The 25,678-nt window shown below is 73.9% G+C and carries 23 protein-coding genes and 1 pseudogene; 12 read left to right on the top strand and 12 right to left on the bottom strand.

The annotated features are described in order from the left end of the window. Positions 1-340 precede the first annotated feature (340 nt). From ACGFIG_RS19490 to ACGFIG_RS19465, 6 genes are all read right to left on the bottom strand, one after another. Positions 341-1,336, bottom strand: a complete 996-nt coding sequence (locus ACGFIG_RS19490) for a TauD/TfdA family dioxygenase (protein ID WP_393004681.1) — start codon at positions 1,334-1,336, stop codon at positions 341-343. Between the two features lie 51 nt (positions 1,337-1,387). Beyond that, the gene (locus ACGFIG_RS19485; protein WP_393004679.1) at positions 1,388-4,429 is read right to left on the bottom strand and encodes a condensation domain-containing protein; all 3,042 of its coding nucleotides are present in this window, start codon (positions 4,427-4,429) and stop codon (positions 1,388-1,390) included. Between the two features lie 2 nt (positions 4,430-4,431). Then, positions 4,432-6,222, bottom strand: a complete 1,791-nt coding sequence (locus ACGFIG_RS19480) for an amino acid adenylation domain-containing protein (RefSeq protein ID WP_393004677.1) — start codon at positions 6,220-6,222, stop codon at positions 4,432-4,434. A gap of 4 nt (positions 6,223-6,226) precedes the next feature. Then, positions 6,227-7,048, bottom strand: coding sequence for a hypothetical protein (locus ACGFIG_RS19475; RefSeq protein ID WP_393004675.1), 822 nt, complete (start codon positions 7,046-7,048; stop codon positions 6,227-6,229). A 64-nt stretch (positions 7,049-7,112) separates the two neighbouring features. Further along, positions 7,113-7,850, bottom strand: coding sequence for an ABC transporter permease (locus ACGFIG_RS19470; protein ID WP_393004673.1), 738 nt, complete (start codon positions 7,848-7,850; stop codon positions 7,113-7,115). After that, on the bottom strand, positions 7,850-8,794 hold the full coding sequence (locus ACGFIG_RS19465; protein ID WP_393004671.1) for an ABC transporter ATP-binding protein: 945 nt from the start codon (positions 8,792-8,794) through the stop codon (positions 7,850-7,852). Before ACGFIG_RS19465 ends, ACGFIG_RS19470 begins: the two co-directional genes overlap by 1 nt. A gap of 232 nt (positions 8,795-9,026) precedes the next feature. Here ACGFIG_RS19465 and ACGFIG_RS19460 point away from each other — a divergent pair, with 232 nt between their 5' ends. The 7 genes and pseudogenes from ACGFIG_RS19460 (at position 9,027) to ACGFIG_RS19430 (ending at position 14,672) form a co-directional block, all read left to right on the top strand. Next, positions 9,027-9,242, top strand: a complete 216-nt coding sequence (locus ACGFIG_RS19460) for a hypothetical protein (protein WP_393004669.1) — start codon at positions 9,027-9,029, stop codon at positions 9,240-9,242. A 1-nt stretch (position 9,243) separates the two neighbouring features. Then, positions 9,244-10,725 carry an amidase gene (locus ACGFIG_RS19455; protein WP_393004667.1) on the top strand — a complete coding sequence of 494 codons (1,482 nt, stop codon included), beginning with the start codon at positions 9,244-9,246 and terminating at the stop codon, positions 10,723-10,725. Between the two features lie 18 nt (positions 10,726-10,743). Beyond that, positions 10,744-10,831: pseudogene (locus tag ACGFIG_RS19450) on the top strand (cytochrome P450); the annotation flags it as partial. A gap of 280 nt (positions 10,832-11,111) precedes the next feature. After that, a complete protein-coding gene (locus ACGFIG_RS19445; RefSeq protein ID WP_393004665.1) occupies positions 11,112-12,041 on the top strand; it encodes an ABC transporter ATP-binding protein in 930 nt (309 codons plus the stop codon). After that, positions 12,038-12,880, top strand: a complete 843-nt coding sequence (locus ACGFIG_RS19440; RefSeq protein ID WP_393004663.1) for an ABC transporter permease — start codon at positions 12,038-12,040, stop codon at positions 12,878-12,880. Before ACGFIG_RS19445 ends, ACGFIG_RS19440 begins: the two co-directional genes overlap by 4 nt. Positions 12,881-12,921: 41 nt before the next feature. Beyond that, positions 12,922-14,070 (top strand): sensor histidine kinase, encoded by a 1,149-nt coding sequence (locus ACGFIG_RS19435; RefSeq protein ID WP_393004661.1) that lies wholly within the window; start codon positions 12,922-12,924, stop codon positions 14,068-14,070. After that, entirely contained in the window at positions 14,067-14,672 is a 606-nt protein-coding gene (locus ACGFIG_RS19430; RefSeq protein ID WP_393004659.1) for a DNA-binding response regulator, read from the top strand. Before ACGFIG_RS19435 ends, ACGFIG_RS19430 begins: the two co-directional genes overlap by 4 nt. A 9-nt stretch (positions 14,673-14,681) precedes the next feature. Here the strand turns inward: ACGFIG_RS19430 and ACGFIG_RS19425 are convergent, their stop codons facing one another. Continuing rightward, positions 14,682-15,650 (bottom strand): peptidoglycan DD-metalloendopeptidase family protein, encoded by a 969-nt coding sequence (locus ACGFIG_RS19425; protein ID WP_393004657.1) that lies wholly within the window; start codon positions 15,648-15,650, stop codon positions 14,682-14,684. 207 nt (positions 15,651-15,857) lie between these two features. On the opposite strand from ACGFIG_RS19425, the gene ACGFIG_RS19420 reads away from it, so the two are divergent. Beyond that, a complete protein-coding gene (locus ACGFIG_RS19420) occupies positions 15,858-16,583 on the top strand; it encodes a Clp protease N-terminal domain-containing protein (RefSeq protein ID WP_393004655.1) in 726 nt (241 codons plus the stop codon). Between the two features lie 6 nt (positions 16,584-16,589). Here the strand turns inward: ACGFIG_RS19420 and ACGFIG_RS19415 are convergent, their stop codons facing one another. Continuing rightward, positions 16,590-17,108, bottom strand: coding sequence for a hypothetical protein (locus ACGFIG_RS19415; RefSeq protein ID WP_393004653.1), 519 nt, complete (start codon positions 17,106-17,108; stop codon positions 16,590-16,592). A 124-nt stretch (positions 17,109-17,232) separates the two neighbouring features. Then, positions 17,233-17,412, bottom strand: a complete 180-nt coding sequence (locus ACGFIG_RS19410; RefSeq protein ID WP_393004652.1) for a DNA repair protein — start codon at positions 17,410-17,412, stop codon at positions 17,233-17,235. Between the two features lie 332 nt (positions 17,413-17,744). On the opposite strand from ACGFIG_RS19410, the gene ACGFIG_RS19405 reads away from it, so the two are divergent. Then, complete coding sequence (locus ACGFIG_RS19405) at positions 17,745-18,407, top strand: GNAT family N-acetyltransferase (protein ID WP_393004650.1); 663 nt, start codon at positions 17,745-17,747, stop codon at positions 18,405-18,407. Between the two features lie 306 nt (positions 18,408-18,713). Here ACGFIG_RS19405 and ACGFIG_RS19400 read toward each other — a convergent pair whose 3' ends face one another. Then, positions 18,714-20,165 carry a glycoside hydrolase family 3 N-terminal domain-containing protein gene (locus ACGFIG_RS19400; protein ID WP_393004648.1) on the bottom strand — a complete coding sequence of 484 codons (1,452 nt, stop codon included), beginning with the start codon at positions 20,163-20,165 and terminating at the stop codon, positions 18,714-18,716. 167 nt (positions 20,166-20,332) lie between these two features. On the opposite strand from ACGFIG_RS19400, the gene ACGFIG_RS19395 reads away from it, so the two are divergent. After that, positions 20,333-21,508, top strand: coding sequence for an ROK family protein (locus ACGFIG_RS19395; RefSeq protein WP_393004646.1), 1,176 nt, complete (start codon positions 20,333-20,335; stop codon positions 21,506-21,508). Between the two features lie 184 nt (positions 21,509-21,692). Here ACGFIG_RS19395 and ACGFIG_RS19390 read toward each other — a convergent pair whose 3' ends face one another. Both ACGFIG_RS19390 and ACGFIG_RS19385 read right to left on the bottom strand, forming a co-directional pair. Beyond that, positions 21,693-22,706, bottom strand: coding sequence for an ABC transporter permease subunit (locus tag ACGFIG_RS19390; RefSeq protein ID WP_393004644.1), 1,014 nt, complete (start codon positions 22,704-22,706; stop codon positions 21,693-21,695). Beyond that, positions 22,703-23,713: an ABC transporter ATP-binding protein gene (locus tag ACGFIG_RS19385; RefSeq protein WP_393004642.1), complete on the bottom strand. Its 1,011-nt coding sequence runs from the start codon at positions 23,711-23,713 to the stop codon at positions 22,703-22,705. Before ACGFIG_RS19385 ends, ACGFIG_RS19390 begins: the two co-directional genes overlap by 4 nt. 119 nt (positions 23,714-23,832) lie before the next feature. Between ACGFIG_RS19385 and ACGFIG_RS19380 the strand changes: the two genes are divergently transcribed. Both ACGFIG_RS19380 and ACGFIG_RS19375 read left to right on the top strand, forming a co-directional pair. After that, positions 23,833-24,639, top strand: coding sequence for an ABC transporter ATP-binding protein (locus ACGFIG_RS19380; protein ID WP_393004640.1), 807 nt, complete (start codon positions 23,833-23,835; stop codon positions 24,637-24,639). Positions 24,640-24,719: 80 nt separating this feature from the next. Next, positions 24,720-25,616 carry a ribokinase gene (locus ACGFIG_RS19375; RefSeq protein WP_393004638.1) on the top strand — a complete coding sequence of 299 codons (897 nt, stop codon included), beginning with the start codon at positions 24,720-24,722 and terminating at the stop codon, positions 25,614-25,616. Positions 25,617-25,678 lie beyond the last annotated feature (62 nt).

Raw genomic sequence — 25,678 nt, 5'->3', positions numbered from 1 at the left:
CAGTGTGGAGTTGCTGGTCAGGCATTGTTGGTTCGTGGTGGGGCGTGAGTTCGTCATCCGGGTCCTGTGACACCGGCACGGACGAATGCGGGAACGGTGCCCCCGCGCGTGTGCGGATCGGTAACGGCGGGCGCCGGTACGCATTCTCGTGCGTTCGTTTCCCGGTCGCCTGAACCATTCGTGGTCGTCAAATCAGCGCGCATTTTCCGGGCACGACGAAGACGCGGTGGTGGGGCCTCCGGGTCTCGGAGGTCCCACCACCGCGTCGTCCTGCTGTCGTCGACGAGGGCGTCCGTCGCGTACGGACACCGCGTCGGGGTTCCGGCTGCGGGCCGGCGGGTCAGCTCCCGCTGGTGAGCACGTTGCCGTCGTCCGGGCGCAGGGCCCGGGAGCGCCGGAAGTCGCGGTGCACGAAGATCCGCTGGAGCCACCGGTCGCGCCCGTCGTAGCGGGGCGTGAACTCGGTCCGGCCGTGCAGGGCGAGCCGGTTGTCGACGAACGCGAGGTCACCGGGCTCCAGGATGAACGTCTGGCGGACGGTGCGCAGCGCGTCGCCGAGCATCGACAGTGCCTGCGTTGCCTCGGGGTCGAGAGGGAACGAACTCTCGAAGTCGACCTGGACGTCCGGGTCCTCGAAACTGCCGCTGAGGATGCCGTGCGGCTCCGGCGCACTGCGCAGGTCACCGAAGGACGCCGGCGGTTCCGTGACGAACCGCGGCTCGTGCAGCACCCTGCGGACCTGCTCGGACAGCAGGGGCAGCGCGTTGCGGATCGACGTCACCTGGAGACCGGCCACGTTGTCGTGGTCGTTGCGCAGGCAGTGCAGCCCGACGTAGTCCGGGCGGTAGACGTGGAAGGCGTTCTCCACGTGCATGGACAGCATCACCGAGCCCGCGTTGCCCTGGAACTTCTCCATGCCGGGCACCGGCACGACGTCCTGCACCAGCGCGCCGCTCTTCTCCTCCTTGAAGGCGATGAGTTCCCCGAGTTGCAGCCCGAGGAGCACCTGCGCGGCGGCGGACACGGTGGACTCCCGCTGCGCCGAGCCGGCCACGGTGGGCGTGGCGGGCAGCTCGTCGGCGTCCACGGGCAGGTTCCGCACCAGCAGCACGGCGTCGGGCCCCGGATCCCAGGCGAAGCGCCGCACCATCTGACGCAGCCGTACGGGCAGGTTGCTGGACAGTTCACGGGCCGACGCGAGCCAGGCGGCCGCGTCCACCAGGCGCGGCGGCCGGCCCGCCAGGTAGCGGGCGATCGTGTCGACCTCGATGTTCTCCTCGCGGGTCAGGACGATCGAACGGTCGGTACTGCGTGTGGGCTGGACGTCGACGGTCACGCCGAGCCTCCTCTGCTGACGTTCGAGACGGTGTGTGGGTTGAGCGATCGGTCAGTCGTCGTCCTCGTCGTCGTCCCAGAACGCGTCCTGCAGATGCTCTGCGAGCTGCCGTGGCGTCGGGTTGGCGAACAGGTCGGCGAGCTGGACCGGCATCGCCAGGTCGGTCCGCACCCGCTGCACGAGCTGGGCGCCCAGCAGGGAGTGACCGCCGCTGGCGAAGAAGTTCGAGTCCGCGTGCAGGCCCGGCCGGTCGAGCATCTCGGTCCAGATCCCGACGAGGGCGGCGGTCGTCTCGTCCGGCGGCTCGACGTCGGCCGACGCCCTCGTGGCGGCGAGCGAGACGAGGGCCGTGCGGTCCACGGTGCCCGCCACGGTCACCGGCAGCTGGTTCAGCACGACCAGTTCGGGCGTGAGCGGCAGGGCGGCGCGGGCGTGCTCACGCAGCCGCTCCGCGATGTCGGGCTTGCGGGACTCGACGAACGCGACGACCGTGACGTCCGGCGGGTCACCGGCGTCCGTGGCGTCCGTGGCGTCCGTGGCGTCCGGCGTGTGGGCCGGGGACCCGACGGCCGCGACCGCCTCCACGTCCGGGTGGGCGGCGAGGACGGACTCGACGTCGCGGAGATGGATCCGCTGGCCGGCGACGCGTACGTGGGCCGACAGCGGGCCGACGACGTCGACCCGGCCGTCGGGAAGCAGGCGCGCGAGGTCGCCGGTGCGGTGGAACCGCCCGTACGTCGGGTGCTCGCCGAAGCGCGCGGCGGTCAGCTCCGGCCGGTTGTGGTAGCCGGAGGCGAGGGCGCCCGCGACGCACAGCTCCCCGCGTACGCCGATGCCCAGCTCGTGCCCGGTGCCGGGCTCGGTGACGAACACGGGGCCGGTGGGGACGACGCCCGCCGTGTCCCCGCCGCCGAGTGCGGCGTACCCGGCGACGCCGGGCGTGCGGTAACCGTGGTGCGGGGTGCCGCCGGCGGCGCGCACCTGCGCGGCCAGCGGGCGGGGCAGCGGTTCGTGCGACACCAGGACGGCGCGTCCCGCGAGCCGGTCACCGGCGTGCTCGACCACCTGACGCCACGCCGCCGGCGGCGCCTGCACCACCGTCACCCCGTGCCGCTGGACCAGCTCACCGAGCGCGTGGCCGTCGGCGCGGGCCCGGTCGGGGGCGACGACGACCCGGCCGCCAGTGCTCAGCGCGACCAGCAGCTCCGTCAGCGCCGCGTCGGTCGCGGCGCTGCTCAGCCAGGCGGCGACGGCCGGCCCGGTGGCGACCCGCTCGACGAGCCGCGCGACGGCCCCGGCCAGGGCCCGGTGGGTGACCGTCACCGCGAGCGGCGCGGGCGCGTCGAGGTGGTACTCCAGGTAGGCCACCGCGTCGAGGTCGGCACCGGACGGCGCCTCGGTGCGGATCGCGTCGGCGGCGGTGGGGACGGCGGGGATGGGCACGGCGCCGGGCACGGGGAGGCCCTCGGCCGCCAGCACCGGGGCGGCACCCGAGTCGGCCAGCCGCGCCGCGAGGTCGGGGATCGGCTGGGCCGGGTCGAGCAGGACGCAGCGGGCGCCCGCCAGCCACACCCCGAGCCACGCCGCGGCCAGCTGCGCGCCGCGCGGCGCCAGCACGGCGACCGTGTCCCCGCCCGAGGCCGCGACCAGGTCCCGGGTGGCGAGCGCCGCCGACCACAACCGGCCGTACGACACGGCGTCGCCGTCGTCCTGCACGGCGACGAGGTCCGGGTTCGCGGCGACCGTCGCGTGCACCGCGTCGAGTACGGACGCCGTGGCGGCCCCCGGCGTCGGCGACGCCGGCAGGGCGAGGTCACTCGCGCCGAGGCGGGACAGCCGCGCCACCGGCCGGTCCAGCTCCTCGCCGAGCTGTACGAGCAGCGCGTCGTAGCGCTCCAGCAGCAGCTCGACGTCGGCGGCGTCGAAGGCGTCGACGCAGAACGCCGCACGGACGGTCGTCGCGTCCGGGCCCGGCATGATGAAGAACTCCAGGTCGAAGCGGCTGTAGCCGTTCTCCACCATGACGTGCCGCAGCGGCATCCCGGTCAGCGTGAGCGAGGCGTCTACCGTGCCGGGCACGTAGTTGAACAGGTGCCGGAAGAACGAGCTGCGCCACGACGACGGCGCGTCGCCGAGCACGGCAGGGGAGACGTGCTCCAGCGGTACGTCCGCGTGGCTGATCGCCTCCAGGAAGGTGCTGCGCGTCTGCTTCACGATGGCGCGGAAGTCGGCGTCCGGGTCGAGCCGTACCCGCAGCGGCACCAGGTTCGCGTGGTAGCCGATGGCGTTCATGCTGCGCTGGTCCCGGATGTTCACCGGCGTGCCGATGACCACGTCGGAGCCCGCGCCGTGCTGGGCGAGCAGCAGCGAGTACGCCGCGAGCAGCACCACCGCCTCGGAGGCGCGCAGTTCGCGCTGGAACCGGCGTACCACGGCGCGGGCCGGCGCGGAGAGTTCGTGGTGGACGGTCCGGGCCCGCAGGGACGGCGCCCCGACGGGCGGCCGGGCGCACCACAGGCCCGCCTCGGCGGCCCGCAGCCCGTCGAGGTTCTTCCGCCAGTACGCGACGCTGCGCTCGTTCGGCGCGCGTTCGGCGAGCGCGGCCACCGGGGCGTCGTCGGGCCGGCCGCCCGCCGCCAGGCTCTCGTACGCGACGAGCAGCTCGCGGAGCAGGATCGTGGTCGACATGGCGTCGAAGTTCAGGTGGTGCACGACGACGCAGCACACGTCGGCGTCCGATCCCGCGCGGATCCCCGCCCGCACCAGGGGGCGGCCGTCGATCGCGAAGGGCTCGGCGGCGAACGCGGTCAGGTCGGCGTCCATCCCGTCGTCGCCGGCCGGGACGTCCACCACCGGCACGTCGAGCTGGTCGGCGGCGAGCACCTCCCGGGTCAGCGTCGCGTCGTCGGAGCGGAACACGGTGCGCAGCACCTCGTGGCGGGCCAGGACCGCCCGCAGCGCCGCCGTGAACAGCCCGCGGTCGATCCGGCCGGTCACCTCGAAGGCGACGGCGACGTTGTTGACCCCGGTGTCCGGCACCAGCCGCTCCAGCAGCCACATGGCTGCTTCCTTCCTGCTGGCTGCGATGCTCATGCTCACTCGTCCCCTCGGTCGGTGTCGGCGCAGACCTCGGCGAGTCGCGCCACGGTCCGGTTCTCCAGCACGTCGCGCAGGGACAGGGTGAGCCCGCGCCGGCGTGCCTCGTTGACCAGTTGGGCGGCGCCGAGGCTGGTGCCGCCCCGGACGAAGAAGTCGTCGTCGACGCCGATCGAGGAGACGGCCGTGTAGGTGGCGAAGAGCTCGCACAGCAGCGCCTGCAACTCGTCGGCCGGCGCCCGCCCGCCCGGGGCCGCCTCGACCTCCGGCGCCGGCAGGGCCGCCGTGTCGAGCTTGCGGTTCACGGTCAGCGGCAGCGCCGGGAGGCTCACCACGGCGCTCGGCACCATGTACTCCGGCAGCGTCTCGGCGAGGTCCTTGCGCACCTGCTGCGCGTCGACGCGCACGCCCTCCCCTGGCACGACGTACGCGACGAGCTGCTTGACCTCCGGCGCGTCGGTACGGATCACCACCGCCGCGTGCCGTACCTCCGGACGGCGCAGCAGCGTCGCCTCGATCTCGCCCAGCTCGATGCGGTAGCCGCGGATCTTGGCCTGGTTGTCGACCCGCCCGCAGAACTCGTACTCGCCGTCGTGGGTGGGGCGGACCCGGTCGCCGGAGCGGTACATGCGCGAGCCGGGCGGGCCGAACGGGTCGGGCAGGAACCGCTCGGCGGTCAGGCCCGGCCGGTGCAGGTAGCCCCGGGCCAGCTGGCCACCGGCGATGTGCAGCTCGCCGATCTCGCCGGGCGGCACGGGGCGCAGCTCGTCGTCCAGCACGTGGTAGCGCACGTCGGGCATGGGTTGGCCGATGGGCAGCGGCCCCGGCGGCACCGGCTGGTCGGGTTCGATGACCACGGTGCTGCACCCGACGGTCGTCTCCGTCGGGCCGTACTCGTTGATGACCCGCGCGCCGGGGTGCCGGCGGCGCCACGCGTCGACGGTCTCGCCGAGCAGCAGCTCACCGCCGGCCATCAGCTCCCCGGTCGGGGACGCCTCGGCCGGCAGCGCGGTGAGCAGCGGGATGTGCGAGGGCGTCACCTTCACGAAGGTGGGGCGCTGCTGCCCGGCCGGTCCGGCGGCGGGCGTGCCCATCTCCTCCAGGGCCCCGAGGTGCACGCAGCCGCCCGTCATCAGCGGCGCGTAGAACGCGGTGACCGTCAGGTCGAACGCGAACGAGGAGTGCAGCAGCGCCCGGCCGCGTACGCCGGGGTAGGACCGCACGACGTGGCGCAGGTACGTGCCGAGCTGGCGGTGTTCGATCACCACGCCCTTCGGGCTGCCGGTGGAGCCGGAGGTGTAGATGACGTACGCGGTGTTGGCGGGCCGCAGCGGGGCGAGCCGCTCGGCGTCGGTGACGTCGGTGTCCGGCTGCCCGGCGTACGCCTGCGGGTCGTCGAGCAGGACCTGCGGCACGTCGTACGCCGGCAGGGCGTGCCGGTCGGCGGCGGTGGTCAGCAGCAGCATGGGCCGCGCGTCGGTGAGCATGTGCTCCAGCCGCTGCGGCGGGTGACTCAGGTCCAGCGGCAGGTAGGCCGCCCCGGCCTTGAGGGTGGCCAGCGCGGCCACCACCAGGTGCGCCGAACGGATCCCGATCGCGACGAGCCGCTCCGGTCCCGCGCCGAGCGCCACCAGCCGGTGGGCGAGCCGGTTCGCCTCGGCGTCCAGTTCGGCGTACGTCCTGCGGTGCTCGCCCCACACGACGGCGGTGGCGTCCGGGGTACGCCGCACCTGCTCGGCGAACAGGTCGGTGAAGAGCGCGGGCTCGTGGCCCGCGGAGCCCGGTGCCACCGCGCTACCCCGCCACTCGCAGGCCGGCGTCCGCACCGGTCATCAGCCCGGAGACCGCGGCGGCGACGTCGGGGTGGCGCAGCATCTGGTCGTGGTCGACGTCGAGCCGGATGGTCTGCCCGAAGACCTGCTCCCGCTGCGTGGAGTGGGCGGAGGTGATCGCCGTCGCCGTCTCCCACCGCGGGATCGGGTCGATCTCCGCCGCCGCCCGCAGGTAGCCGACGAACGACGCGAAGCTGCCGCCCAGATCGCCCCGGACGTCGTCGTCCAGCCCGAGCCTGCGGCCCGCCACGTCGATCGCGTCGCGGAAGATCCCGGCGAGCGCCGGACCGATGAGGGTGAGGTCCTCGATCCCGTGCTTCTCCCGTACCGCCTGGCCGTCGGCGTGGAACGCGGCGATCTCCTCCGGGGAGAGGATGCTGCGCAGCGCGTCCGCGGCGGCGTGGAAGTCCCGGTAGAGCCCGACGATGTTCGGCAGCTCCGGGTCGAGCAGGATCAGCCGGGGCGCCTCGTCCTGTGTCTCGGCCAGCCGGGACGCGAGGGGAGCGGCGAAGACCGCGCCCACGCAGTAGCCGATCACGGTGTCGACGGTGCGTTCCCGTCGGCGGACGCCCTTCGCCCACCGCTCGACGTAGTCCGCGCCGGACATGGTCTCCTCGGCGCCGTTGGCTGGCGCCACGGTCTCCCAGATCTCGCCGGGCGCGCTCAACAGGGGGACCAGGTCGCGGAAGCACGCCTGGGTGCGGCCGGTGCTGGTGAAGTCGACGGTGAGCGTGAGACCGCCCTGCCCGCCCTTGCGCAGTATCTGCCAGGAGTTCTTCTTCACGATGCAATCCCTCGTCGTAGCGATGCGTACGTTCGTCGTGCGGAGGTCCGGGCGGTCGCGGACGTCAGACGCGGGCGCTGTCCCGCAGGTAGCGCAGGGTCACGGCGCCGCCGAGCACGACGGTCCACCCGGCGAGCACCAGGGCCGCGAGCCCGAGCCGGGAGTCGGCCTCGAACGGGCTGTGCCCGACCTCGGCCAGCCAGTGGCTTGGCATCACGGCGGACACCTTCTGGAGCCACCCGGGGAACGCGACCGACGGGAACAGCGCGCCGCCGAGCACTCCGAGCAGCATGTGCGAGACGGAGGTGAGGACCTGCACGCTCTCGGCCGTGGCGACCTGGCCGATGAAGACGCCCAGCAGGGCGAAGGGCAGGGTGCCGACCCAGACGCCGAGGACCAGCTGGAGCCAGCCGCCCAGCGGCAGCTCGACGCCCTGCAACAGCGCGCCGGTGAGCGCCACCGCCGTGATGGCCGGCAGCGCCACCACCATCGCCGCGGCCAGCTTCGCGGTCAGGTAGGAGGTGGGCGACAGGGGGGTGATGCGCAGCTGGCGCTGCCACCCCGTCGACCGCTCGATCGCCACCCTGGTGCCCACGTTCAGCGCCACGAAGAGCGCCCCGAAGGCGGCGAGGCCGCCCAGCAGGTGCTCGCTGAAGTCGATGCCGGTGCTCGCGACGACCTCACCGCGGAACAGGTTGGCCTGCATGAGGTAGAGCAGCGTCGGGAAGAGGAACGCGACGATCCAGAACTTGCGGGCCCGGACCACCCGTCTGACTTCGATCTTGAGAAAGCCCGTGCTCATCAGGCGGCCCCGTCCTTCGTGGCGGTGAGGGCCAGGAACGCCTGTTCCAGGCCGAGGGCGCCGATCTCCACGTCGCGTGCCCGGGGATGGCGGGCGAACAGCTCGCGGGCGACGGCGTCGGAGTCGGAGCAGACGAGTTCGAAGCGCTGGCCGCGGGACTCGACGCTCACCACGCCGGGCAGCAGGCGCAACTGCTGCACGGTCGTGTCCGGCACGGTGGCGGACAGCGAGCGGCCCGCCACCACGGAGCGGATCTCCGCGACCGTGCCGTCGGCGATGATCCTGCCGGCCTGTACGAGCACCACCCGGTCGGCGAACTCCTCGGCCTCCTCCAGGTAGTGGGAGGCGAACACCACGGTGCGCCCGGAGTCGGTGAACTCCCGCATGGCGGCCCAGAACACGCGGCGCGACTCGACGTCCATCGCCACCGTCGGCTCGTCCAGCACCAGCAGCTTCGGGTCGGACACGAGGGTCATCGCCAGCCGCAGCCGCTGGCGCTGCCCACCCGAGAGCCGGGTGCGGCGGTCGGCGATGTCGGTGAGGTCGGTGCGGCGCAGCACCTCGGCGATGGGCAGCGGGGCGGCGTGCAACGACGCCACCATCGTGAGCAGCTCGCGGATCGACACGTCGTCGAGCAGCGCGCCGTCCTGGAGCGTCGCCCCGATGACGCCCCGGGTGATGGCCTCCCGGGGGGTGTGCCCGAAGACGCGGATCTCGCCGCGGTCGGGGCGGCTGAGCCCCAGGATCATGTCGACGAGCGTGGACTTGCCCGCGCCGTTGGGCCCGAGCAGCGCGACCACCTCGCCGGGGGCGATCCGCAGGTCGATGCCGTTGACGGCCCGTACGTCGCCGTACCTCTTGTGCACGTCGGACACGTCGATCGCCTGCGGTTGCACCGCACCGAGCGTGGGTGTCGCCACGAGGTTCGCAATTGCGTTGCTCATTGATTTCCCCATTTAGATCGGTGCGGGTATGCGAATAGTATTTAGCAGCGCCGCCGAGTGGGGAGCCAGGAATTCCGGGGCCGCCGTCGCGAGAATTGGCGTACGTGGCGCCTCATTCCGGGGTACTGAGGGGTGACCGTAGGGGTTACCCCGCGCCGGCCGTACCCGCCATCGTCGGACCTGTCGTGGTCCTGGGCTGCGCATATCCGCGGCCCGTGTGGGGGAGGTGTTCGTGACACGCCAGCAGCGAAACGGTGACCGTCATTCGTCGATCGGCGACGCGGTCCGTGACGACGTCACGGCTGAACTGTTCGCCTTTCCACACATCGACTTCTTCCGGGAAACTGCCGAGGGAACCGGAGTGGAATTGACCGGTAACCGCTCCGCCACCCCCTGCCCGCCGGCGGTCGTCGCGACCGGCCGGCACGGGCACCCGGTGGTGAGCTGACATGCGGCGCCTCGCCGCCGCGGCCGAGCGGGCCGACCGGCTCGGGCCGATGCTCGGTACCTTCCTGCACCGCTTCCCGACCGACGGACCGGGCACGGACGGTCCGCTGCGCGGCACGCTGGTCGGCGTCAAGGACGTCGTCGCCGTCGCCGGCGCGCCGAGCACCTGCCAGAGCAGCGTGCACGACGCGGCCTGGTGGGCCGACCGCGACGCGACCGTCGTGGCGCGGCTGCGGGCGGCGGGCGCCGTGATCGTGGGCAAGACCACGATGGCGGAGCACGCGCTGTCCCGGCCGGACCCCGACGCGCCCTTCCCGGTGCCCCGCAACCCGTGGGACCCCCACCGGTGGACCGGCGGGTCGAGCTGCGGCAGCGCCAACGGCATCCCCGCCGGGTTCTTCGACGCGGGTGTCGGCACCGACAGCAACGGCAGCATCCGGATCCCCGCCGCGCTGTGCGGCGTGACCGGGCTGAAGCCGACGCAGGGCCTCCTGCCCGCGGCGGGCGTCCGCCCCCTGGCACGGTCGGTCGAGACGGCGGGTCCGCTGGCGCGTACGGCCCGGGAGTGCGCCCGGCTGCTCGCCGTCATGGCGGACCGGCCCGAGGAGCTGTCCCGGCCGCCGCTCGCCGATCTCGCGGGCGTCCGCGTCGGCGTGCCCGGTGACCTCGTGCGGTACGCCGCCGCGCTGACCGACGACACCGCCGCCGCCTTCGACGCCGCGCTCGACGAGCTGCGGGCCGCCGGCGCCGAGGTCGTCGACGTGCCGTTCGACGAGGCCTTCCCGCTCTTCGCCGCACAGCTCGTGACGATGCTGGTGGAGGCGTTCGAGGTGCACGGGGCGCACTTCCGGGCGCGCTGGAGCGACTACGGCCGGCCGTTCCGGTGGAACGTCGCGCTCGGCGGCGTGCTGCCGGCGGAGACCTACCTGCGGGCCCAGCGGGTACGCGGCTGGGGAGCCGAGGCCCTGCGGGCGCGGTTGCGCGACGTCGACGTGATCGCCACGCCCGCCTGGCCGTCCGCCGCCCCCCGCTACGACGACCAGGCCAGCCTCCAGACCATCTCCTTCCTGCCCAGCATCTGGAGCGCGGTGGGCTTCCCGGCGCTGGCGCTGCCGATGGGGGCCGACGGCGACGGGTTGCCGCTGTCGCTGCAACTGGCCGCCGCTCCCGGCCGCGACTTCGAGCTGGCCGCCGTCGCCGACGTCTACCAGCGGCGTACGGGCTGGCACGAGCGCGAGCCGAAGCTGGAACTCGTCACGGACCTCGCGCCCGTCTGCGCGCCGGAGGCGCCGGCCGACGGCGTCGACCCCGTCCGGCGGGAGCGCCTTTCCCGGGCGTTCGACGAGCTGGGCGTCCCGCTCGGGGACAGCGACCTCGACCAGGTGACCATGACGTGGACGAAGGTCGAGGCGCTCGCAGGGGTGCTGCCGGACCTTCCGGTGGACGTCGCGCCGATCGGGGCCGGTCCGCTGACCGGACGGTGAGCGCCGTTCCGGGCCGCGCGCCACGCGTACCTGCCCTTCGGCGGCGGGGCCCGGGCGTGCGTCGGCATGCAGTTCGCATTGCAGGAGGCGACGGTGGTGCTCACGGCGTTGCCGACGCGTTCCCGGGTGGACACGACCGACATGACCCTCACGCCCCTGCTGACGTTGCGCCCGGTGCACGCCCAAATGACCGCCCGCTAGGTGCGGCGGCGTACGCGTACGCGCGGGGACGGCGCGGGCGGACCACGGCGCGCCGTCCCGGCCCGTGCCGGCGGACAGCCCAGGCGTGCCGCGTGCGACGCACGGGTGGGGCATGAGGACGACACGGTCGGAACATGACACGGCGGGGGTTGGATCTGTCGTCGGTCGCCGGCAGCCTGATAGCCATGGATGACGTCGTGATCGAAGTGGACGAGCTGCGCCGCAGCTACGGGGATTTCGAGGCGGTCCGGGGGATATCCTTGCGGATCCGCCGGGGTGAGCTGTTCGCCCTGCTGGGCACCAACGGTGCCGGCAAGACCACCACCATCGAGGTGCTGGAGGGGCTGCAACCGGCCACCTCGGGCCGGGTCCGGGTGCTCGGGTTGGACCCGGTGCGGCAGCGGGCCGCCCTGCGCCCCCGCACGGGGGTGATGCTCCAGCACGGCGGCTTCACCGGCGCGCTGACCGTCCGCGAGACGGTGGAGATCTGGCGGTCCCTGACCGTCCGCCCGCACACCGCCGCCGAGGTGTTGGAGCTGGTCGACCTGACCGGCCGGATGGACGTGGCGGTCGACCAGCTGTCCGGCGGCGAGGGCCGCCGACTGGAACTGGCGCTGGCCGTGCTCGGCCGGCCCGAGGTGCTCTTCCTCGACGAGCCGACCACCGGCATGGACCCGGCCTCCCGCCGCCGCACCTGGGACGTCGTCCGCGAACTCCAGGCGGGCGGGACCACGGTCCTGCTCACCACGCACTACCTGGAGGAGGCGGAGGTCCTCGCCGACCGGGTGGCGATCATGCGCGGCGGGCACGTCGTCGCCACCGGGGCGCCGGAGGACGTCGTCCGCACCCTGCCCGCCCGGATCACCTTCCGGCGGCCGGCGACGGACTCGCTGCCGGAGCTGGCGCACTCCACCCGCCTGGTCGACGGCGACCGGGTGATCTACGAGTCCCGGCAGCTTCAGGCCGACCTCACCCAGCTGCTCGACTGGGCGAACGCGGGCGACGTCCGGCTGGCCGCGCTGTCGGCGCGACCGGCCACCCTGGAGGATGTCTTCCTGGACATCGCCGCCGACCACCTGACCGACCAGCACGCGGAAGCGGAGGCCGCCCGATGAGCGAATCCACCACGACGCGGATGCCCGGCGCCACCGTGCCCGCCGCGTCCAACGACCGGGCCACCAAGCCGATCTGGCAGATCGTCGCGATGCTGAAGATGGAACTGCTGGCGCTGCGTCGCAACTGGACGGCGACCGCGATGTCCGTGGTGACCCCCTTGATCATCGCCGTCCTGCTCGTCAGCGAGTACGGGGGCGAGACGGTGTCGGGCGTCCGCCGGGTCGTCAGCGTCACCACCCTGATCATGGTCTTCCTGGTGCACCACCACCTGACCACCGTGTACGCGTCGCGCCGCCAGGAGCTGGTGCTCAAGCGGCTGCGCGCCGGGCTCGCCTCGGACCGCACCATCCTGTTCGGTACGGCCAGCAGCACCGTGGCGATCTTCCTCGCCCAGTTCGTGCTGCTGGTCATCTACGCCGTCCTCGTACCCGGCCTGCCGGTCCCCAGAAACCCGCTGGTCATGGCGGTGGCCCTGCTGTTCGGGTCCGCGATCATGGCAGGGTTCTCGGCCGCGCTCTCCGCCGTCACCCGCAGCTCCGAGGCCGCCATGCTGACCACCCTGCCGACCGTGGTGATCTTCCTGGGCACCCCGGGTGCGATGGTGCCGCTCGGCGCGCTGCCGGAGTCCGTGGAGCGGGTGCTGTGGTTCCTGCCGAACGGGCCGTTCACCGAGGTCATGCGCGTCGGCTGGCTCGGCAGCACCGACGAGGGCCAGGCCCTCGGGTTCGCCGGGGTGCTCGTCGAGACGCTGCCCTCCTTCGGGGTGCTGCTGGTCTGGCTGGCGGTGGCGCTGTTCCTGGCCGACCGCTACTTCCGGTGGGAGCCCCGGCACGGATGATCGAGGCAGCCGTCGCGCCCTCCGGTATCGGGGGCATGCGCATGGACAAAGCGCAGGTCGAGCGGGAGCTCGGCCTGCGCCGCGCCCGTGCCGTCACGTTGAGCACCGTCGGCAGCGGGGTCCTGGTGACGTCGCTGCTGGCCGCCGTCGGGCTGGCGCGGGAGGAGGATCCACGCTGGGCGGTGGCCGGGACGGTGGGGGTCGTCCTCTTCGTCGTCGGGCAGAGCGGAGCACTCTACGGGGCGATCACCCCGTGGCTGGCCGAGTCGACGCGGCGCCGCCTGCTCGCGGGGTTCGCCTCGGCCGCCGTGCTCTCCGTTCCGCTGGTCGGGCCCGTGGGCGGGCCGGAGTGGGCGACCTGGGGATTCCTGGGCGCGTCCCTGATCGGCTCGGTGTCCCTGCTGCGGCAGTGGTGGGTCGCGGTCCCGGCGGTGCTGCTGTCCGTGGCGACGGCCGCCGGGGTGGCGGCCTGGAACGGGGCCCCGGTCCGGGACCAGGTCACCGTCGTGGTGGTCGCCGGCCTCTCCACGGCCGCGTGGAACGCCCTCCAGCTCTGGCTGTGGGGGCTGCTCGTCGAGGCGCAGCGGGGGCGGGCCGCCCAGGGTCGGCTGGCCGCGACCGAGGAGCGGCTGCGGTTCGCCCGCGACGTGCACGACCTGCTCGGGCACAGCCTCTCGGTCATCGCGCTGAAGGCCGAACTGGCGTCCCGGCTGGCGGCCACGGACGCGGGACGGGCCAGCCGGGAGGCGGCCGAGGTGCAGCGGTTGGCCGCGTCGGCGCTGGTCGAACTGCGCGAGGTGGTGCACGGGTACCGTGCGGTGGACCTCGGGGACCAGATCGCCGCGGTGGAGCAGGTGCTGCGTTCCTCCGGCATCCGCTGCGCCGTGGCGCTGCCCCCGGACGACGTGCCGCCGGAGATCGCCCGGCAGTTCGTCGCGGTGCTGCGGGAGGCCAGCACCAACGTGCTGCGCCACAGCCGGGCCACCTGGTGCACCATCGAGATCAGCCAGGACGAGGACGAGGTACGGATGACCATCACGAACGACGGCGCCGAGGGGGCGTCGCCGGACCGGTACAGCTTCGGGTTGCGCGGGCTGTCCGAGCGGCTGGCCGAGGCCGGGGGGACGCTGCGCCACCGGATCGACGACGGGGTGTTCCGCCTCGACGTGACGGTACGGACCCGCCCGTGATCAGGGTGCTGCTCGCCGACGACGAGGACCTGATCCGGGCGGCGCTGGCGGCCCTGCTGGGGCTGGAGTCCGACCTGGAGGTGGTGGGCGAGGCGCCGGACGGGCGGGCCGCCGTGACCGCCGCGCTCGCCCACCGGCCGGACGTCGCCGTGGTGGACCTCCAGATGCCGGCCCTGGACGGGCTGGAGGTGACCTCGGAACTTGCTCGCGTCCTGCCCGACTGCAAGGTGGTGATCCTGACCGGGCACGGCCGCCCGCCGCACCTGCAACGCGCGCTGGCCGCCGGGGCCAAGGGGTTCCTGCCCAAGGGCGCGCCGGGTGGGACGCTCGCCGACGTCATCCGCCGGGTGCACGCCGGCGGCCGGTACGTCGACCCGGCCCTGGCCGCCGACGCGCTCACCGCGCCGGAGTGCCCCCTCACACCGCGGGAGCTGGACGTGCTCCGGCTGGCCGAGTACGACACCCCGGTGGCGGAGGTGGCGCGGCGTACCCATCTCTCCGCCGGTACGGTCCGCAACCACCTCTCCGCCGCCGTCAGCAAGCTGCGCGTGGCCAACCGGGCCGAGGCGTTCCGTACCGCCCGGGACAACGGTTGGCTCTGACGGTGCCGCTCAGATGAGCACGCTCCAGGTCACCGGGCCGACGAGACCGTCGCTGACGAGGCTGTTGCGGCTCTGGAAGGCGCGCACCGCGCTGGTGGTGACCGAACCGAAGTCACCGTCGACGAGGAGACTCGCGCCCCGGGCGTTGAGGGCGGTCTGCAGGCCGCGCACGAGGTCGCCGGAGTTGCCCTCGCGCAGGGGCAGGACGAGCGCGGTCCAGGTGATCGGGCCGACCAGGCCGTCGGCGTAGAGTCCCTTGCTGCTCTGGAAGCTGCGTACCGCGCTGGTGGTGCCGGCTCCGTAGACGCCGTCCACGACGACAGAGATGCCACGCGCCCGCACCAGGTACTGGATCACCCGGGGCACCCAGCCCGAGGCGCCCTGGCTGACGCTGGGGTAGCCGGTGCTGCCCACCGGCGCCGTCGAGCCGAGGGTGATGCCCCGGTTGGCCAGGAACACCCGGGGGTCCAACGTGCTCAACCGGGGCAGGTGGATCTCGAAGTGCAGGTGCGGGCCGGTCGAGTTGCCGGTGGTGCCCATCAGGCCGATCAACTGGCCGCAGCTGACCTTCTGGCCGTCGCTGACCAGCACCCGGTGCAGGTGGCCGTAGTAGGAGAAGTAGCTGTCGGCGTGGTTGATGTGGACGCTGTTGCCGGTGCGACCGGCCAGGGGGCCACTCGTCGTGTCGCCCGGGTACGAGTTGGTCTTGATGTCCCGGACGGTGCCGTCGGCGGTGGCGTAGACCGGGGTGCCCTGGCTGTTGGCCACGTCCCAGCCCAGGTGGCCGGGCCGGCTGGGGCTCTTGTAGCCGGAGGTCAGGGTGCCGCGGGTGGGGTTGCTCCAGCCGGCGACGGCGGCCAGCGCGGGGCTGGGCAGGCCGAGGACCCCGATGCCGGCGCCGACGCCCAGCGCCGCGAACAGGGCGCGTCGGCGGGCCGGTACGTGGAGCAGTCTGCCTGTCTCCGGTGCGTCACACATTGTGGCCTCCGATGTTCGTACCGTGCGGGTGGGTTTGACGGTGGAGGCCGAATCGTAAATCTTCTATATCGAGCGAGGCAATGCTGAAACTTTCCTACGGGCCGTCACGTGCTGTCATCCCCTGAGGTCGACGAACCGCAGGCGTTCGCGAACCCTGATCGTCAACTTCGGGTTGACGACAGGTGGACGTCAACCTATGGTTGACGCATGACGGAACCGGTGCAGATGAGCAACCCCGTACGCCTCGACGACCTGATCCAGGCGATCAAGAAGGCCCACCCCGACGCGCTCGACCAGCTCACCGACGCGGTCATCGCGGCCGACCACCTCGGCGACATCGCCGACCACCTGATCGGCCACTTCGTCGACCAGGCCCGCCGCTCCGGCGCCTCCTGGACCGAGATCGGCCGCAGCATGGGCGTCAGCAAGCAGGCGGCGCAGAAGCGCTTCGTGCCGAAGGCCGACGACCCGCCGCTCGACCCGCAGCAGGGCTTCAGCCGCTTCACCCCCCGCGCCCGCAACGTGGTGATGGCCTCGCAGAACGAGGCGCGGGCCACCGGGCACGCCGAGATCCGCCCCGAGCACCTCGTGCTGGGGCTGCTCAGCGAGCCCGAGGCCCTGGCCGCGAAGGCGATCGTCGCCCAGGGGGTGCCGCTGGAGCGCGTACGCGAGGCCGCGACGGCCGCGCTGCCGCCCTCGACCGCCGAGGTGCCCGACCTGATCCCGTACGACGCCCAGGGCAAGAAGGCGCTGGAGCTGACCTTCCGGGAGGCCCTGCGCCTCGGGCACAACTACATCGGCACCGAGCACGTCCTGCTCGCGCTGCTGGAGCACGAGAACGGCGCGGGGCCCCTCAGCGGGCTCGGCGTGACCAAGGCCGCGACCGAGGAGTGGGTGGCCGCGGCCCTGCGGACCATGCAGATTCGGGAGTGACCCGCCTCAGGGCGCGGCGGGGAAGCCGTAGCGGGCGGCGTGCTCGGGATCCGTCGGGTCGACCTGACGGATCCCGGCGTCGGCGAGCCGCTTGTTGACCTCGTCGAGCCGCTCGCGCACCAGCCGGGCCTCCTCCTCGGTGACCCGGCCCCGGTGCGGCCTGCCGGCGTGCTCGATCGTGCCGTAGTCCACCCGCTCCGCGCCCTTGCGGGCCTTCGGCGGGCGGACCCGCTCGGCCGTCTTCAGCAGCTGCGCCATCGGCACGTCGGTCGCCAGCGCGTCGAACTCGCTCGCGGTGAGGACCACCCGGCGCGGCTCACCGTCGCCGTGCCGGTCGTGGATCTCGACCACCGCGACGTCGAGCGCGGCGTCGTCGATGCTCTCCACCTCGACCGGGGTGGCGTCCAACCGCACGGGCCCCGCGACCAGGTCCGGGTGTTCCAGGACGACGACGCGGACCACCTCGTCGTCGGGCTGGATGACCGTGCCGCTGAAGTCGGAGACGTGGATCGTCTTCTTGCCCATGCGCGGAGCTTCTCCTGTCGTAGGCCGGGATTCCGGACCAGAAGAAATTACCCGACAGGTGTGCGAAAGCCGCCGGTGGACCGTCCGGGTGTGTCGCGGAGCCGCCCGGCCTGGCGCGGGATGCTCAGCGGGTGTTCGAGCCGCCGCGCGAGGAGGCGCCGGCGGGCTGCTTGTCGACCTCGCTCCACCGGACCGCGCGGTTGCCCCGGTACGCCGACTGTGCCGGGAACCGCCCGGGGGCTTCGGTGCACCGCCAGAGTCGCTCGGGGTCCTGGTGGTAGCGGTCGTTCGGCTGAATCGGCATGACCTTACCGTCCCAAACAAAGTTGTCCATGTATGGAAATGGATATGACGACTGATCGGCGTCTCTGGTTCCCGTGATTCGCTGTCACCTTTCGAATCGACGGTCGTCGGTGTTCGGGTGTGTCTACCCGCCCGCCGGGCAGTCCAACCCTCGCGCCGGCCCCGCACCACACGACGCCGGCCCGGCGGGCCGTCCGATGCCGGGCGGGCCCGCCGCCGACGGGTTCCGTCGCGAGGGGCGCCCGGCCCGCGTACGGTGATCGTCGGCGAGGCGGGCCGGCGGCGGACCGCCCTCCAGGGAGGACCGTCGACGGCCGGGGGAGGTGGGCGGCGATGCTCGACCGGCGGCTGCACCTGCACCTGGCGAGCTGGCTCGGCCAGTGGCCGGCCGGGTCGGGGTTGCATGTGGTCGGCTCGCACCGACGGGCCCGACCGGCCTGGGACGGCCGGCTCCGGCCGGCCGTCGCGGTGACCGCCGGCGCGAGCACGGTGCTCTCCGTCGCCCCCGACCGGGTCGCGGCGGTCCGTGAACTGGTCCGGCGGCCGGGCGGGCCGCCGCTTCCGGCGTTGCCCGCCGCGGTGGGGCGACCCGGCTGGGCGGTCCACGACGACGTGTTCCGGTGGAGCGTGGCGCCGGCCCCGTTGCCGGACGTGGGGGAGTGGACACCCCCGGCCGCCGCCGGGCTGCCGTCCTGGCTGCGCCTGTTCGACCGGCCGGTGCTGGTGGTGCGCGACGCCCGGGGGCGCTACCTGGCCGGCGTCGGGATCAAACGGCACGACACGTACGGCCACGAGTTGGCGGTCGGCACCGCGCCGGCGGCCCGGGGGCGGGGGCTGGCCCGGCGGCTGGTCGCCCAGGCGGCCCGCCGGGTGCTCGACGAGGGGGCCGTGCCGACCTATCTGCACGACCCCGCCAACACCGCCTCGGCCAGGGTGGCGACCGCCGCCGGTTTCCCCGACCGGGGCTGGCGGTCCTTCGGCGTCTACCCGCCCTGAGCGGGCGTGCCGGTGCCCGTCGCGGGGGAACGGCGACCCGCGCGGCTCACCCCGGGCGGTGGGGGCGCGGACCGTGGTTCCCGGGCCGGATCCACGGTCCGCAGTCTCCCCCAGGGCCCGCGGGTGGTGTGCGTGCCCATCACGCTACGTATTTGCTGGAGCGACGGCAAGGTGCCGCAGGTGTGGTCCGGCTGTCGAATAACGGACTCTGACCTGCGGCTATTCGAAAGATGGCGCCCTGAAGGTTTGGTGACGCAGCGTACGAATGACGTCTATGCGCCGCCCGACCGGCGAGCGGTGGCGGTGTCAGCCGGCCAGGCCTAGCACCTCGGCGGCGGCCCGGCCGCAGGCGTGGCTGGCGCCGTACGTGGTGACGAACGCCCGTACGCCCGCCGGGCGCCAGCTGGAGGGCCAGCCCATCTCGACCACGGTCACCGGGTGCTCGGCGGCCAGCGCGGTCACCAGCTCCATGCCGCCCGGCAACCGGTGCAGGTGGCGGCCGACCAGCACGATCGGCCGGTCACCGGCGAGCTGCCGCAGGGCTGCGGGCCCGGTCTCGGTGGCGACGACGCGCAGCTCCTCCGCGCCGTCCAGGTGCGGGGCGAGGCCCCACGGCACCCGCCCCTCGGCGATGGTCGAGGTGGCGTGCAGCTGGACGATCAGCGGGCGGTCCAGCCCGGTCAGGTCCCCCTCCACCCGTACGGCGCGCCGCGCCGCGGCGTACCCGAGCCCGTCGGGGGTGGCCGCGGTCGCGCCGGAGGGCCGGGTCCAGGCGGCGAGCGCGGCGGCGCGACCGGCCGCCTCCTCCACCCGCGCCCGGTCCAGGCGGCCGTCGCCGAGCGCCCCGACGATCTCCGCGACCACGTGTTCGACCAGCCCGGCGTCGACCTGGGCGCCGATGCACAGCAGGTCGGCGCCGGCGGCCAGCGCCCGTACGGCGGCCGGCCCGACCCCGCCGGCCGCCACCGCGGCGCCCTTCATCTCCAGCGCGTCGGTGATGACGGTGCCGGTGAAGCCGTACTCGGTGCGGAGCAGGTCGACCAGGACCGCCCGGCTGAAGGTGGCGGGGCCGTCACCGGTCAGGGCCGGCACCCGGATGTGCGCGGTCATCACGGCCCGCGCGCCGGCCTCGACGACCGCGGCGAAGGGCGGCAGGTCGCGGAGGCGCAGCACGTCGAGCGGTACGTCCACGGTGGGCAGCTCGTGGTGGGAGTCGGCGACCGTGGCCCCGTGTCCCGGAAAGTGCTTGGCGCAGGCGGCGATCCCGGCGGACTGGAGCCCGGCCACGGCCGCGGCCGAGTGCGCCGCCACCCGGATCGGGTCGGCGCCGAACGAGCGGGTGCCGATCACCGGGTTCTCGTCGGCGCTGTTCACGTCCACGGTCGGCGCGAGGTTGACGGTGACGCCGAGCCCGGCCAGTTCCGCGCCGATGGCCGCGTAGACCCGGTGGGTCAGCTCCACCTCGTCGATCGCGCCGAGCGCCGCGTTGCCCGGGTACGGGCTGCCGGTGGCGTGCGCCAGCCGGGTGACGTCACCGCCCTCCTCGTCGATCGCGACCAGCACGTCCGGGCGGCCGGCCCGCAGGGCGGCGGTGCTCGCCGCCACCTGCTGCGGGTCGTGCACGTTGGTGCCGAACAGGGTGTGCCCCGCGAGCCCCTCGCCGACCAGCTCGACCGCCCAGTCCGGGGGGACCGGCCCCGGGTACGCGGCGAGCAGCGTGCCGAGCGCGAGCCGGCGCAGTCCTGGATCCAGCCCCACGTGATCTTCCCCTTTCGTCCCCGGCGGCACGTATGTCGTACCGGCGGGGGTCGGTGACGTACCGGGTCGGCCGAGCAGCCGGCCCCCGGGCGGCCGATACGCTAGCGGCTACCCGCTCGCAGGTCGGTCTACAGTTAGCAAGGTTTATCAAAAATAGAGGACGTGGCATGAGTGCGACCCGGCTGCCCGGCACCCCCCGCCTGTTGCGGGTACTCAACGACCGCGCGGCGTTGGAGCTGTTGCTGGAGCGGGGGCCGCTGACCCGGGCGCGGCTCGGCGAGCTGACCGGGCTGTCCAAGGTCACCGCCTCCCAGCTCGTCGAGCGGCTGGAGGAGCGGGGGCTGGTCACCCGGGTCGGCGAGCAGGCCGGCGGGCGAGGACCGAACGCCCAGCTCTATGCGGTGCGGCCGGGCAGCGCGCACGTGGTCGGGGTGGACGTGGGCGCCGATCGCGTGGTCGCCGCCTGCGCGGACATCACCGGGGAGGTGATCGGCCGCGTCGAGCAGTCGACCCACGACACCGACGATCCCGTCGGGGTGGTGCACAACGCGGTGGTCCAGGCCGCGAGCAGCGCCGGGGCGCAGCTGTCGAGCGTACGGCGCATCGTGCTGGGCACCCCGGGCCTCGTCGACCCCGGCACCGGCGACATCACGTTCGCCTTCAACCTGCCCCGCTGGCACACCGGCCTGCTCGCCGCCCTCCGGGACGACCTGCACACCCCGGTGGTCTTCGAGAACGACGTGAACCTGGCCGCCGTCGCCGAGGCACAGTCGGGCGCGGCCCAGGGGCTGACGGACTTCGTGCTCGTCTGGGTCGGCGCCGGCGTCGGCCTGGCGATCGTGCTGGGTGGCCGGCTGCACCACGGCAGCAGCGGCGCGGCCGGCGAGATCGGCTACCTGCCGGTGCCCGGGGCGCCCATCCCGCGCGACGTGTCCCGCCGGGCGAAGCCGGCGTTCCAGCAGCTCATCGGCGCGGATGCGGTCCGCGACCTGGCCCGCGCGCACGGCTACCCCGACGACAGCGGCGCCGCCGCGGTACGGGCGGCGGTGGCCGACGGCACCGCCGGCGGTCCGATGCTCGACGAGGTGGCCCGCCGGCTGGCGCTCGGTGTGGCGAGCACCTGCGTGGTGCTGGACCCGCCGCTGGTGGTGCTCGCCGGCGAGGTCGGCCAGGCCGGCGGGGCGGCGCTGGCCGAGCGGGTGCAGCACGAGGTCGCGGCGATCACGCTGGTCCGCCCCCGGGTGGTGCCCACGGGGCTGACCGAGGAGCCGATCCTGCGGGGGGCGCTGCGTACCGCGCTGGACGCCGTCCGCGACGAGGTCTTCGGCTCGACCGTCGGCTGACCGGGGCCGCTCGCCCGCCGACACGCACCGCCCGCCGTCCGCCGCCGGGCAGGGTCGGCGGGGTCGGCGGACGGCGCGCGTCATGTGAAGGAATATTTCATCGTCGGCTGCGATGCTGCAAGGTCCTGCCGCGTGCGGGTCCGTGCCGCGCCCGGTGCCCGCGACCTCGATGACCCTCCGGGCGTCACATCAGGTCGCGGCGGCGGAACGCCACGAAGGCGGCGACGGTCAGCGCGCCCGTCAGCCCGAGCAGCAGGACCAGCGACGACTGCCAGGTCACCGTGTAGAGGCCGGTGCAGGAGGCAGCCGACGGGTTGAGGCACGGCTGGTAGTCCCAGAACTCGACCCGGCCGTTCAGCCAGGCGGCCACGTAGCTGGAGAGCATGTAACGGTCCACCTTGAGCACGTCCAGGATCTCCATCACCAGCCGGGCGCCCAGCTCCCACACCACCAGGTATCCGGCGACGGTGCCGAGCGCCGCCGAGGTGTGCCGGCCCAGGGTCGCGACGGCGAACCCGATCGCGGTGAGCACGAGCACCAGCAGCAGGCCGCGCCCCCAGGTCACGCCCAGCGAACCCCAGAACTCCCCGTCGAGTCGCCCCGGCCGCCCGGCGAACCGGCCGATCAGCCAGAAGGTCCCGAGGTACGCCGCCGAGGCGGCCACCGACAGCAGCGTCATGCCGCCGAGCAGGGTGCCCAGTTTGGTGCCGAGGACGGTCATCCGCCGGGGGCGCCAGAGCAGCAGGTTGACCACGCCGCCCGAGTTCAGGTCGGCGCCGATGTAGGAGGCGCCGACCAGGAAACCGAAGAGCGCCAGGAAGCCGATGAGGAAGTAGAGCAGTGGCTCGGCCTCCTCGGCGAAGGTGAACACCCCGGTGAGGAAGTCGGACGTCACCGGGGCCCGCTCCATCAGGGCCGGGTCGATCTCGCTGCAGTCGTCGGGGAGGTACTCCTGCACGTCGTCCCCGACGACGATCCCGCGCTGCCGGTCCAGGCAGAGCTGGTGGGTGCGCTCCAACTCGCCGCGCGCGACGGCGGCGTCGCGCTGGGCCTCGAAGACTTCCACGTCGGTGGGCCGGTGCGAACTCGCCAGGGTGGTCGCCGCGGTGACGCCGAACGCGAGCACCAGCAGGACGAGCATGAGCTGCACGAAGCGCCGGGCGCCGAGACGCTCCAGCTCGGCACGGACCAGGTTCACGCGTCCACTCCCCGCACGTCGAGGTCGAGCACCGGTTCGGAGGGCCCGTCGTCGGGCAGTACCGAGTCGTCCACCTGCCGGGGCAGCGACGGGTGCGTCGCCGTGCCGGTCAGTTCGAGGAAGACGCTCTCCAGGTCGGGCCGCAGCGGGGTCAGCTCGCGTACCCAGAGGCCCGCCTCGCCCAGCGTGCGGCTGACCTCGGTCGCGTCGTCCACGTCGCTGACGACCAGGTGGTCGTCGTGCCCGGTCGCCGCCAGCCCGGCCGCCGTCAGCAGCTCCACGGCCCGCTGCGGATCGTCCACCCGCACCAGCAGCTCGTGCCGGTCGTGGCCGGCCAGCACCTCGTCGACGCGCCCGGCCGCCACCCGCCGCCCCCGCGAGATGATCGTCACGTGGTCGCAGATCAGCTGGATCTCGGCGAGGATGTGGCTGGAGACCAGCACGGTCACGCCGGCCTCCGCCAGCGAGCGCATCAGGTCCCGCATCTCCCGGATGCCGGCCGGGTCCAGCCCGTTCGCCGGCTCGTCGAGGATCAGCAGCTCCGGGTCCTTGAGCAGGGCGGACGCGACCGCCAGTCGCTGCTTCATGCCCAGCGAGTAGCCCTTGACCCGCTCGTCGCCCCGGTCCCGCAGGCCCACCTGCTCCAGCACCTCGTCGACCCGCGCGGTCGGCACGCCGCCGGCCCGGGCGAGCAGGCGCAGGGTGCGGTGGCCGGTGAAGTTGCCGAAGAACTGCGGGCTCTCCACGATCGCCCCGACCCGCCCGGCCACCTGGGACAGCCCGTCCGGCGAGCGGACGCCCAGCACCGTCATCCGGCCCGCGTCGGCGCGTACCAGCCCGAGCAGGGCGCGCAGCGTGGTGGTCTTGCCCGACCCGTTGGGGCCGAGGAAGCCGTGGATCTGACCGGCCTCCACCAGCAGGTCGAAGCCGTCCACCGCCACCCGGCGGCCCTGCCGCAGGCTGTGGAACGTCTTGCGCAGCCCTTCGATCTCGATGACCGCGCTCATCCGCGCGGCTCCGTGCTCCGACCGGGCATGGACCGTCCTCCGGTTGTGGTGACCAACGACACGGCGCCTCACCCTATGGCCGCAGCGCCGCCCGTGGGGGGTGCCTCGGCGGTGCGTGGTTGGATGGTCGGGTGACTGGGGACGAGGATCTGGTGGTCAGCCTCGACGGCGTCGGCGTACGCCGGGCTGGCACCGCACTGCTGCACGACGTCGACTGGCGGGTCGAGCTGGACGAGCGCTGGGTGGTGCTCGGGCCGAACGGCGCCGGGAAGACGACCCTGCTCAACCTCGCGGCAGGGCGGCTGCACCCCACCACCGGCACCGCCCACGTGCTCGGCGAGCGGATCGGCCGCACCGACGTCAACGAGCTGCGTACCCGCATCGGGCTCTCCACCGCCGCGCTCGCCGAGCGGGTGCCCGCCGACGAGCGGGTCAGCGACGTCGTCGTCACGGCCGCCTGGTCGGTGCTCGGGCGCTGGCGCGAGAGCTACGACAGCAGCGACGAGGCCCGGGCCCGCGCCCTGCTGAACCAGCTCGGCATCGGCGGCCTCGCCGAGCGCACCTACGGCACCCTCTCCGAGGGGGAACGCAAGCGGGTGCAGATCGCCCGCGCGCTGATGACGGACCCGGAGCTGCTGCTGCTCGACGAGCCCGCCGCCGGGCTCGACCTGGGTGGGCGCGAGGACCTGGTCGCCCGGCTGGCCGAGCTGGCGTACGACCCGGACGCCCCGGCGCTGGTGCTGGTGACCCACCACGTGGAGGAGATCCCGCCCGGCTTCACCCACGCGCTGCTGCTGCGCGAGGGCGCCGTGGTGGCGCAGGGGCTCCTCGACGACACGCTCACCGGCGACAACCTCTCCAAGACCTTCGGGCTGCCGCTGGTGGTCGAGCGTTCCGGCGACCGGTTCACCGCCCGCGCCGCCTGAGCGACGCCCCGGCCCGGACGGGAACCGCCGCCGGGGTCCTAGACTTCGCCGCAGCGCAACCCGGCGGCGAGGAGGTGGCGATGCGGCAGACCCGGGTCGTCGTGGTGGGCAGCGCCAACATGGACCTGGTGGGCACCGCCCCCGCCCTGCCCCGGCCGGGGGAGACCCTGCTCGGCACCGACTTCGTCATGGTGCCCGGCGGCAAGGGCGCCAACCAGGCCGTCGCCGCCGCCCGGGCCGGCGCCTCGTGCGCCTTCCTCGGGGCGATCGGCTCCGACTCGTTCGGCGTCACCCTGCGGGCCCGGATCACCGCCGCCGGGGTCGACACCGGGCAGCTCCGCACGACGTACGGCACGTCGGGCGTGGCGTTGGTGATGGTCAACGCCGAGGGCGAGAACGCCATCCTCGTCAGCCCGGGTGCCAACGCCTCGATGACCGGCCTGACCGAGCCCGAGCTGGCCGCCGTACGCGGGGCGGACGTGCTGATCGCGCAGCTGGAGATCCCGGTCGGCACGGTGACCGAGGCGGCCGTCGTCGCCCGGGCGGCCGGCACCCGGGTGGTGCTCAACGCCGCCCCGGCCGTGGCGGTGCCGCCGGAACTGCTGGCGGCGACGGACCTGCTGGTGGTCAACGAGACCGAGGCGCAGGCGCTCACCGGGCGCGGCCGGGACGAGCCGTCGGCCCTGCTCGACCTGGCGCCCCGGGCGGTGCTCACCCTCGGGGCGGAGGGTGCCTGGTACGGCGACCGGGACGGCACCGCCGTGCACGTGCCGGCGGTCAAGGTGGACGTGGTGGACTCCACGGCCGCCGGGGACGCCTTCACCGCCGCCCTCGCGGTCGCCTGGGGCGAGGGGCGGGACGTGGTCGACGCCGTGCGCTGGGCGGCGGCGGCCGGGGCGGCCTGTGCCCGCCGGCTCGGCGCCTCCGTGGCGCTGCCCAGCCGGGCGGAGATCGACGAGCTGTACGTCCCCGCCTGATCCGGGCGACGTGGCGACCGCCGGTCACGCCTGACGGCCGGTCACGCCTGACGGCCGGTGCC

Source organism: Micromonospora sp. NPDC049048, assembly GCF_043197615.1.
GTDB lineage: Bacteria > Actinomycetota > Actinomycetes > Mycobacteriales > Micromonosporaceae > Micromonospora.
This window is presented reverse-complemented; position numbering and strand designations above follow the sequence as displayed.

What these genes read in the sequence shown, in the direction of transcription:
- ACGFIG_RS19485 (WP_393004679.1), bottom strand. Translation starts at nt 4,429, where the DNA reads ATGAGCATCGCAGCCAGCAGGAAGGAAGCAGCCATGTGGCTGCTGGAG.
- ACGFIG_RS19470 (WP_393004673.1), bottom strand. Translation starts at nt 7,850, where the DNA reads ATGAGCACGGGCTTTCTCAAGATCGAAGTCAGACGGGTGGTCCGGGCC.
- ACGFIG_RS19465 (WP_393004671.1), bottom strand. Translation starts at nt 8,794, where the DNA reads ATGAGCAACGCAATTGCGAACCTCGTGGCGACACCCACGCTCGGTGCG.
- ACGFIG_RS19455 (WP_393004667.1), top strand. Translation starts at nt 9,244, where the DNA reads ATGCGGCGCCTCGCCGCCGCGGCCGAGCGGGCCGACCGGCTCGGGCCG.
- ACGFIG_RS19445 (WP_393004665.1), top strand. Translation starts at nt 11,112, where the DNA reads ATGGATGACGTCGTGATCGAAGTGGACGAGCTGCGCCGCAGCTACGGG.
- ACGFIG_RS19440 (WP_393004663.1), top strand. Translation starts at nt 12,038, where the DNA reads ATGAGCGAATCCACCACGACGCGGATGCCCGGCGCCACCGTGCCCGCC.
- ACGFIG_RS19435 (WP_393004661.1), top strand. Translation starts at nt 12,922, where the DNA reads ATGGACAAAGCGCAGGTCGAGCGGGAGCTCGGCCTGCGCCGCGCCCGT.
- ACGFIG_RS19425 (WP_393004657.1), bottom strand. Translation starts at nt 15,650, where the DNA reads ATGTGTGACGCACCGGAGACAGGCAGACTGCTCCACGTACCGGCCCGC.
- ACGFIG_RS19420 (WP_393004655.1), top strand. Translation starts at nt 15,858, where the DNA reads ATGACGGAACCGGTGCAGATGAGCAACCCCGTACGCCTCGACGACCTG.
- ACGFIG_RS19415 (WP_393004653.1), bottom strand. Translation starts at nt 17,108, where the DNA reads ATGGGCAAGAAGACGATCCACGTCTCCGACTTCAGCGGCACGGTCATC.
- ACGFIG_RS19410 (WP_393004652.1), bottom strand. Translation starts at nt 17,412, where the DNA reads ATGCCGATTCAGCCGAACGACCGCTACCACCAGGACCCCGAGCGACTC.
- ACGFIG_RS19405 (WP_393004650.1), top strand. Translation starts at nt 17,745, where the DNA reads ATGCTCGACCGGCGGCTGCACCTGCACCTGGCGAGCTGGCTCGGCCAG.
- ACGFIG_RS19395 (WP_393004646.1), top strand. Translation starts at nt 20,333, where the DNA reads ATGAGTGCGACCCGGCTGCCCGGCACCCCCCGCCTGTTGCGGGTACTC.
- ACGFIG_RS19385 (WP_393004642.1), bottom strand. Translation starts at nt 23,713, where the DNA reads ATGAGCGCGGTCATCGAGATCGAAGGGCTGCGCAAGACGTTCCACAGC.
- ACGFIG_RS19375 (WP_393004638.1), top strand. Translation starts at nt 24,720, where the DNA reads ATGCGGCAGACCCGGGTCGTCGTGGTGGGCAGCGCCAACATGGACCTG.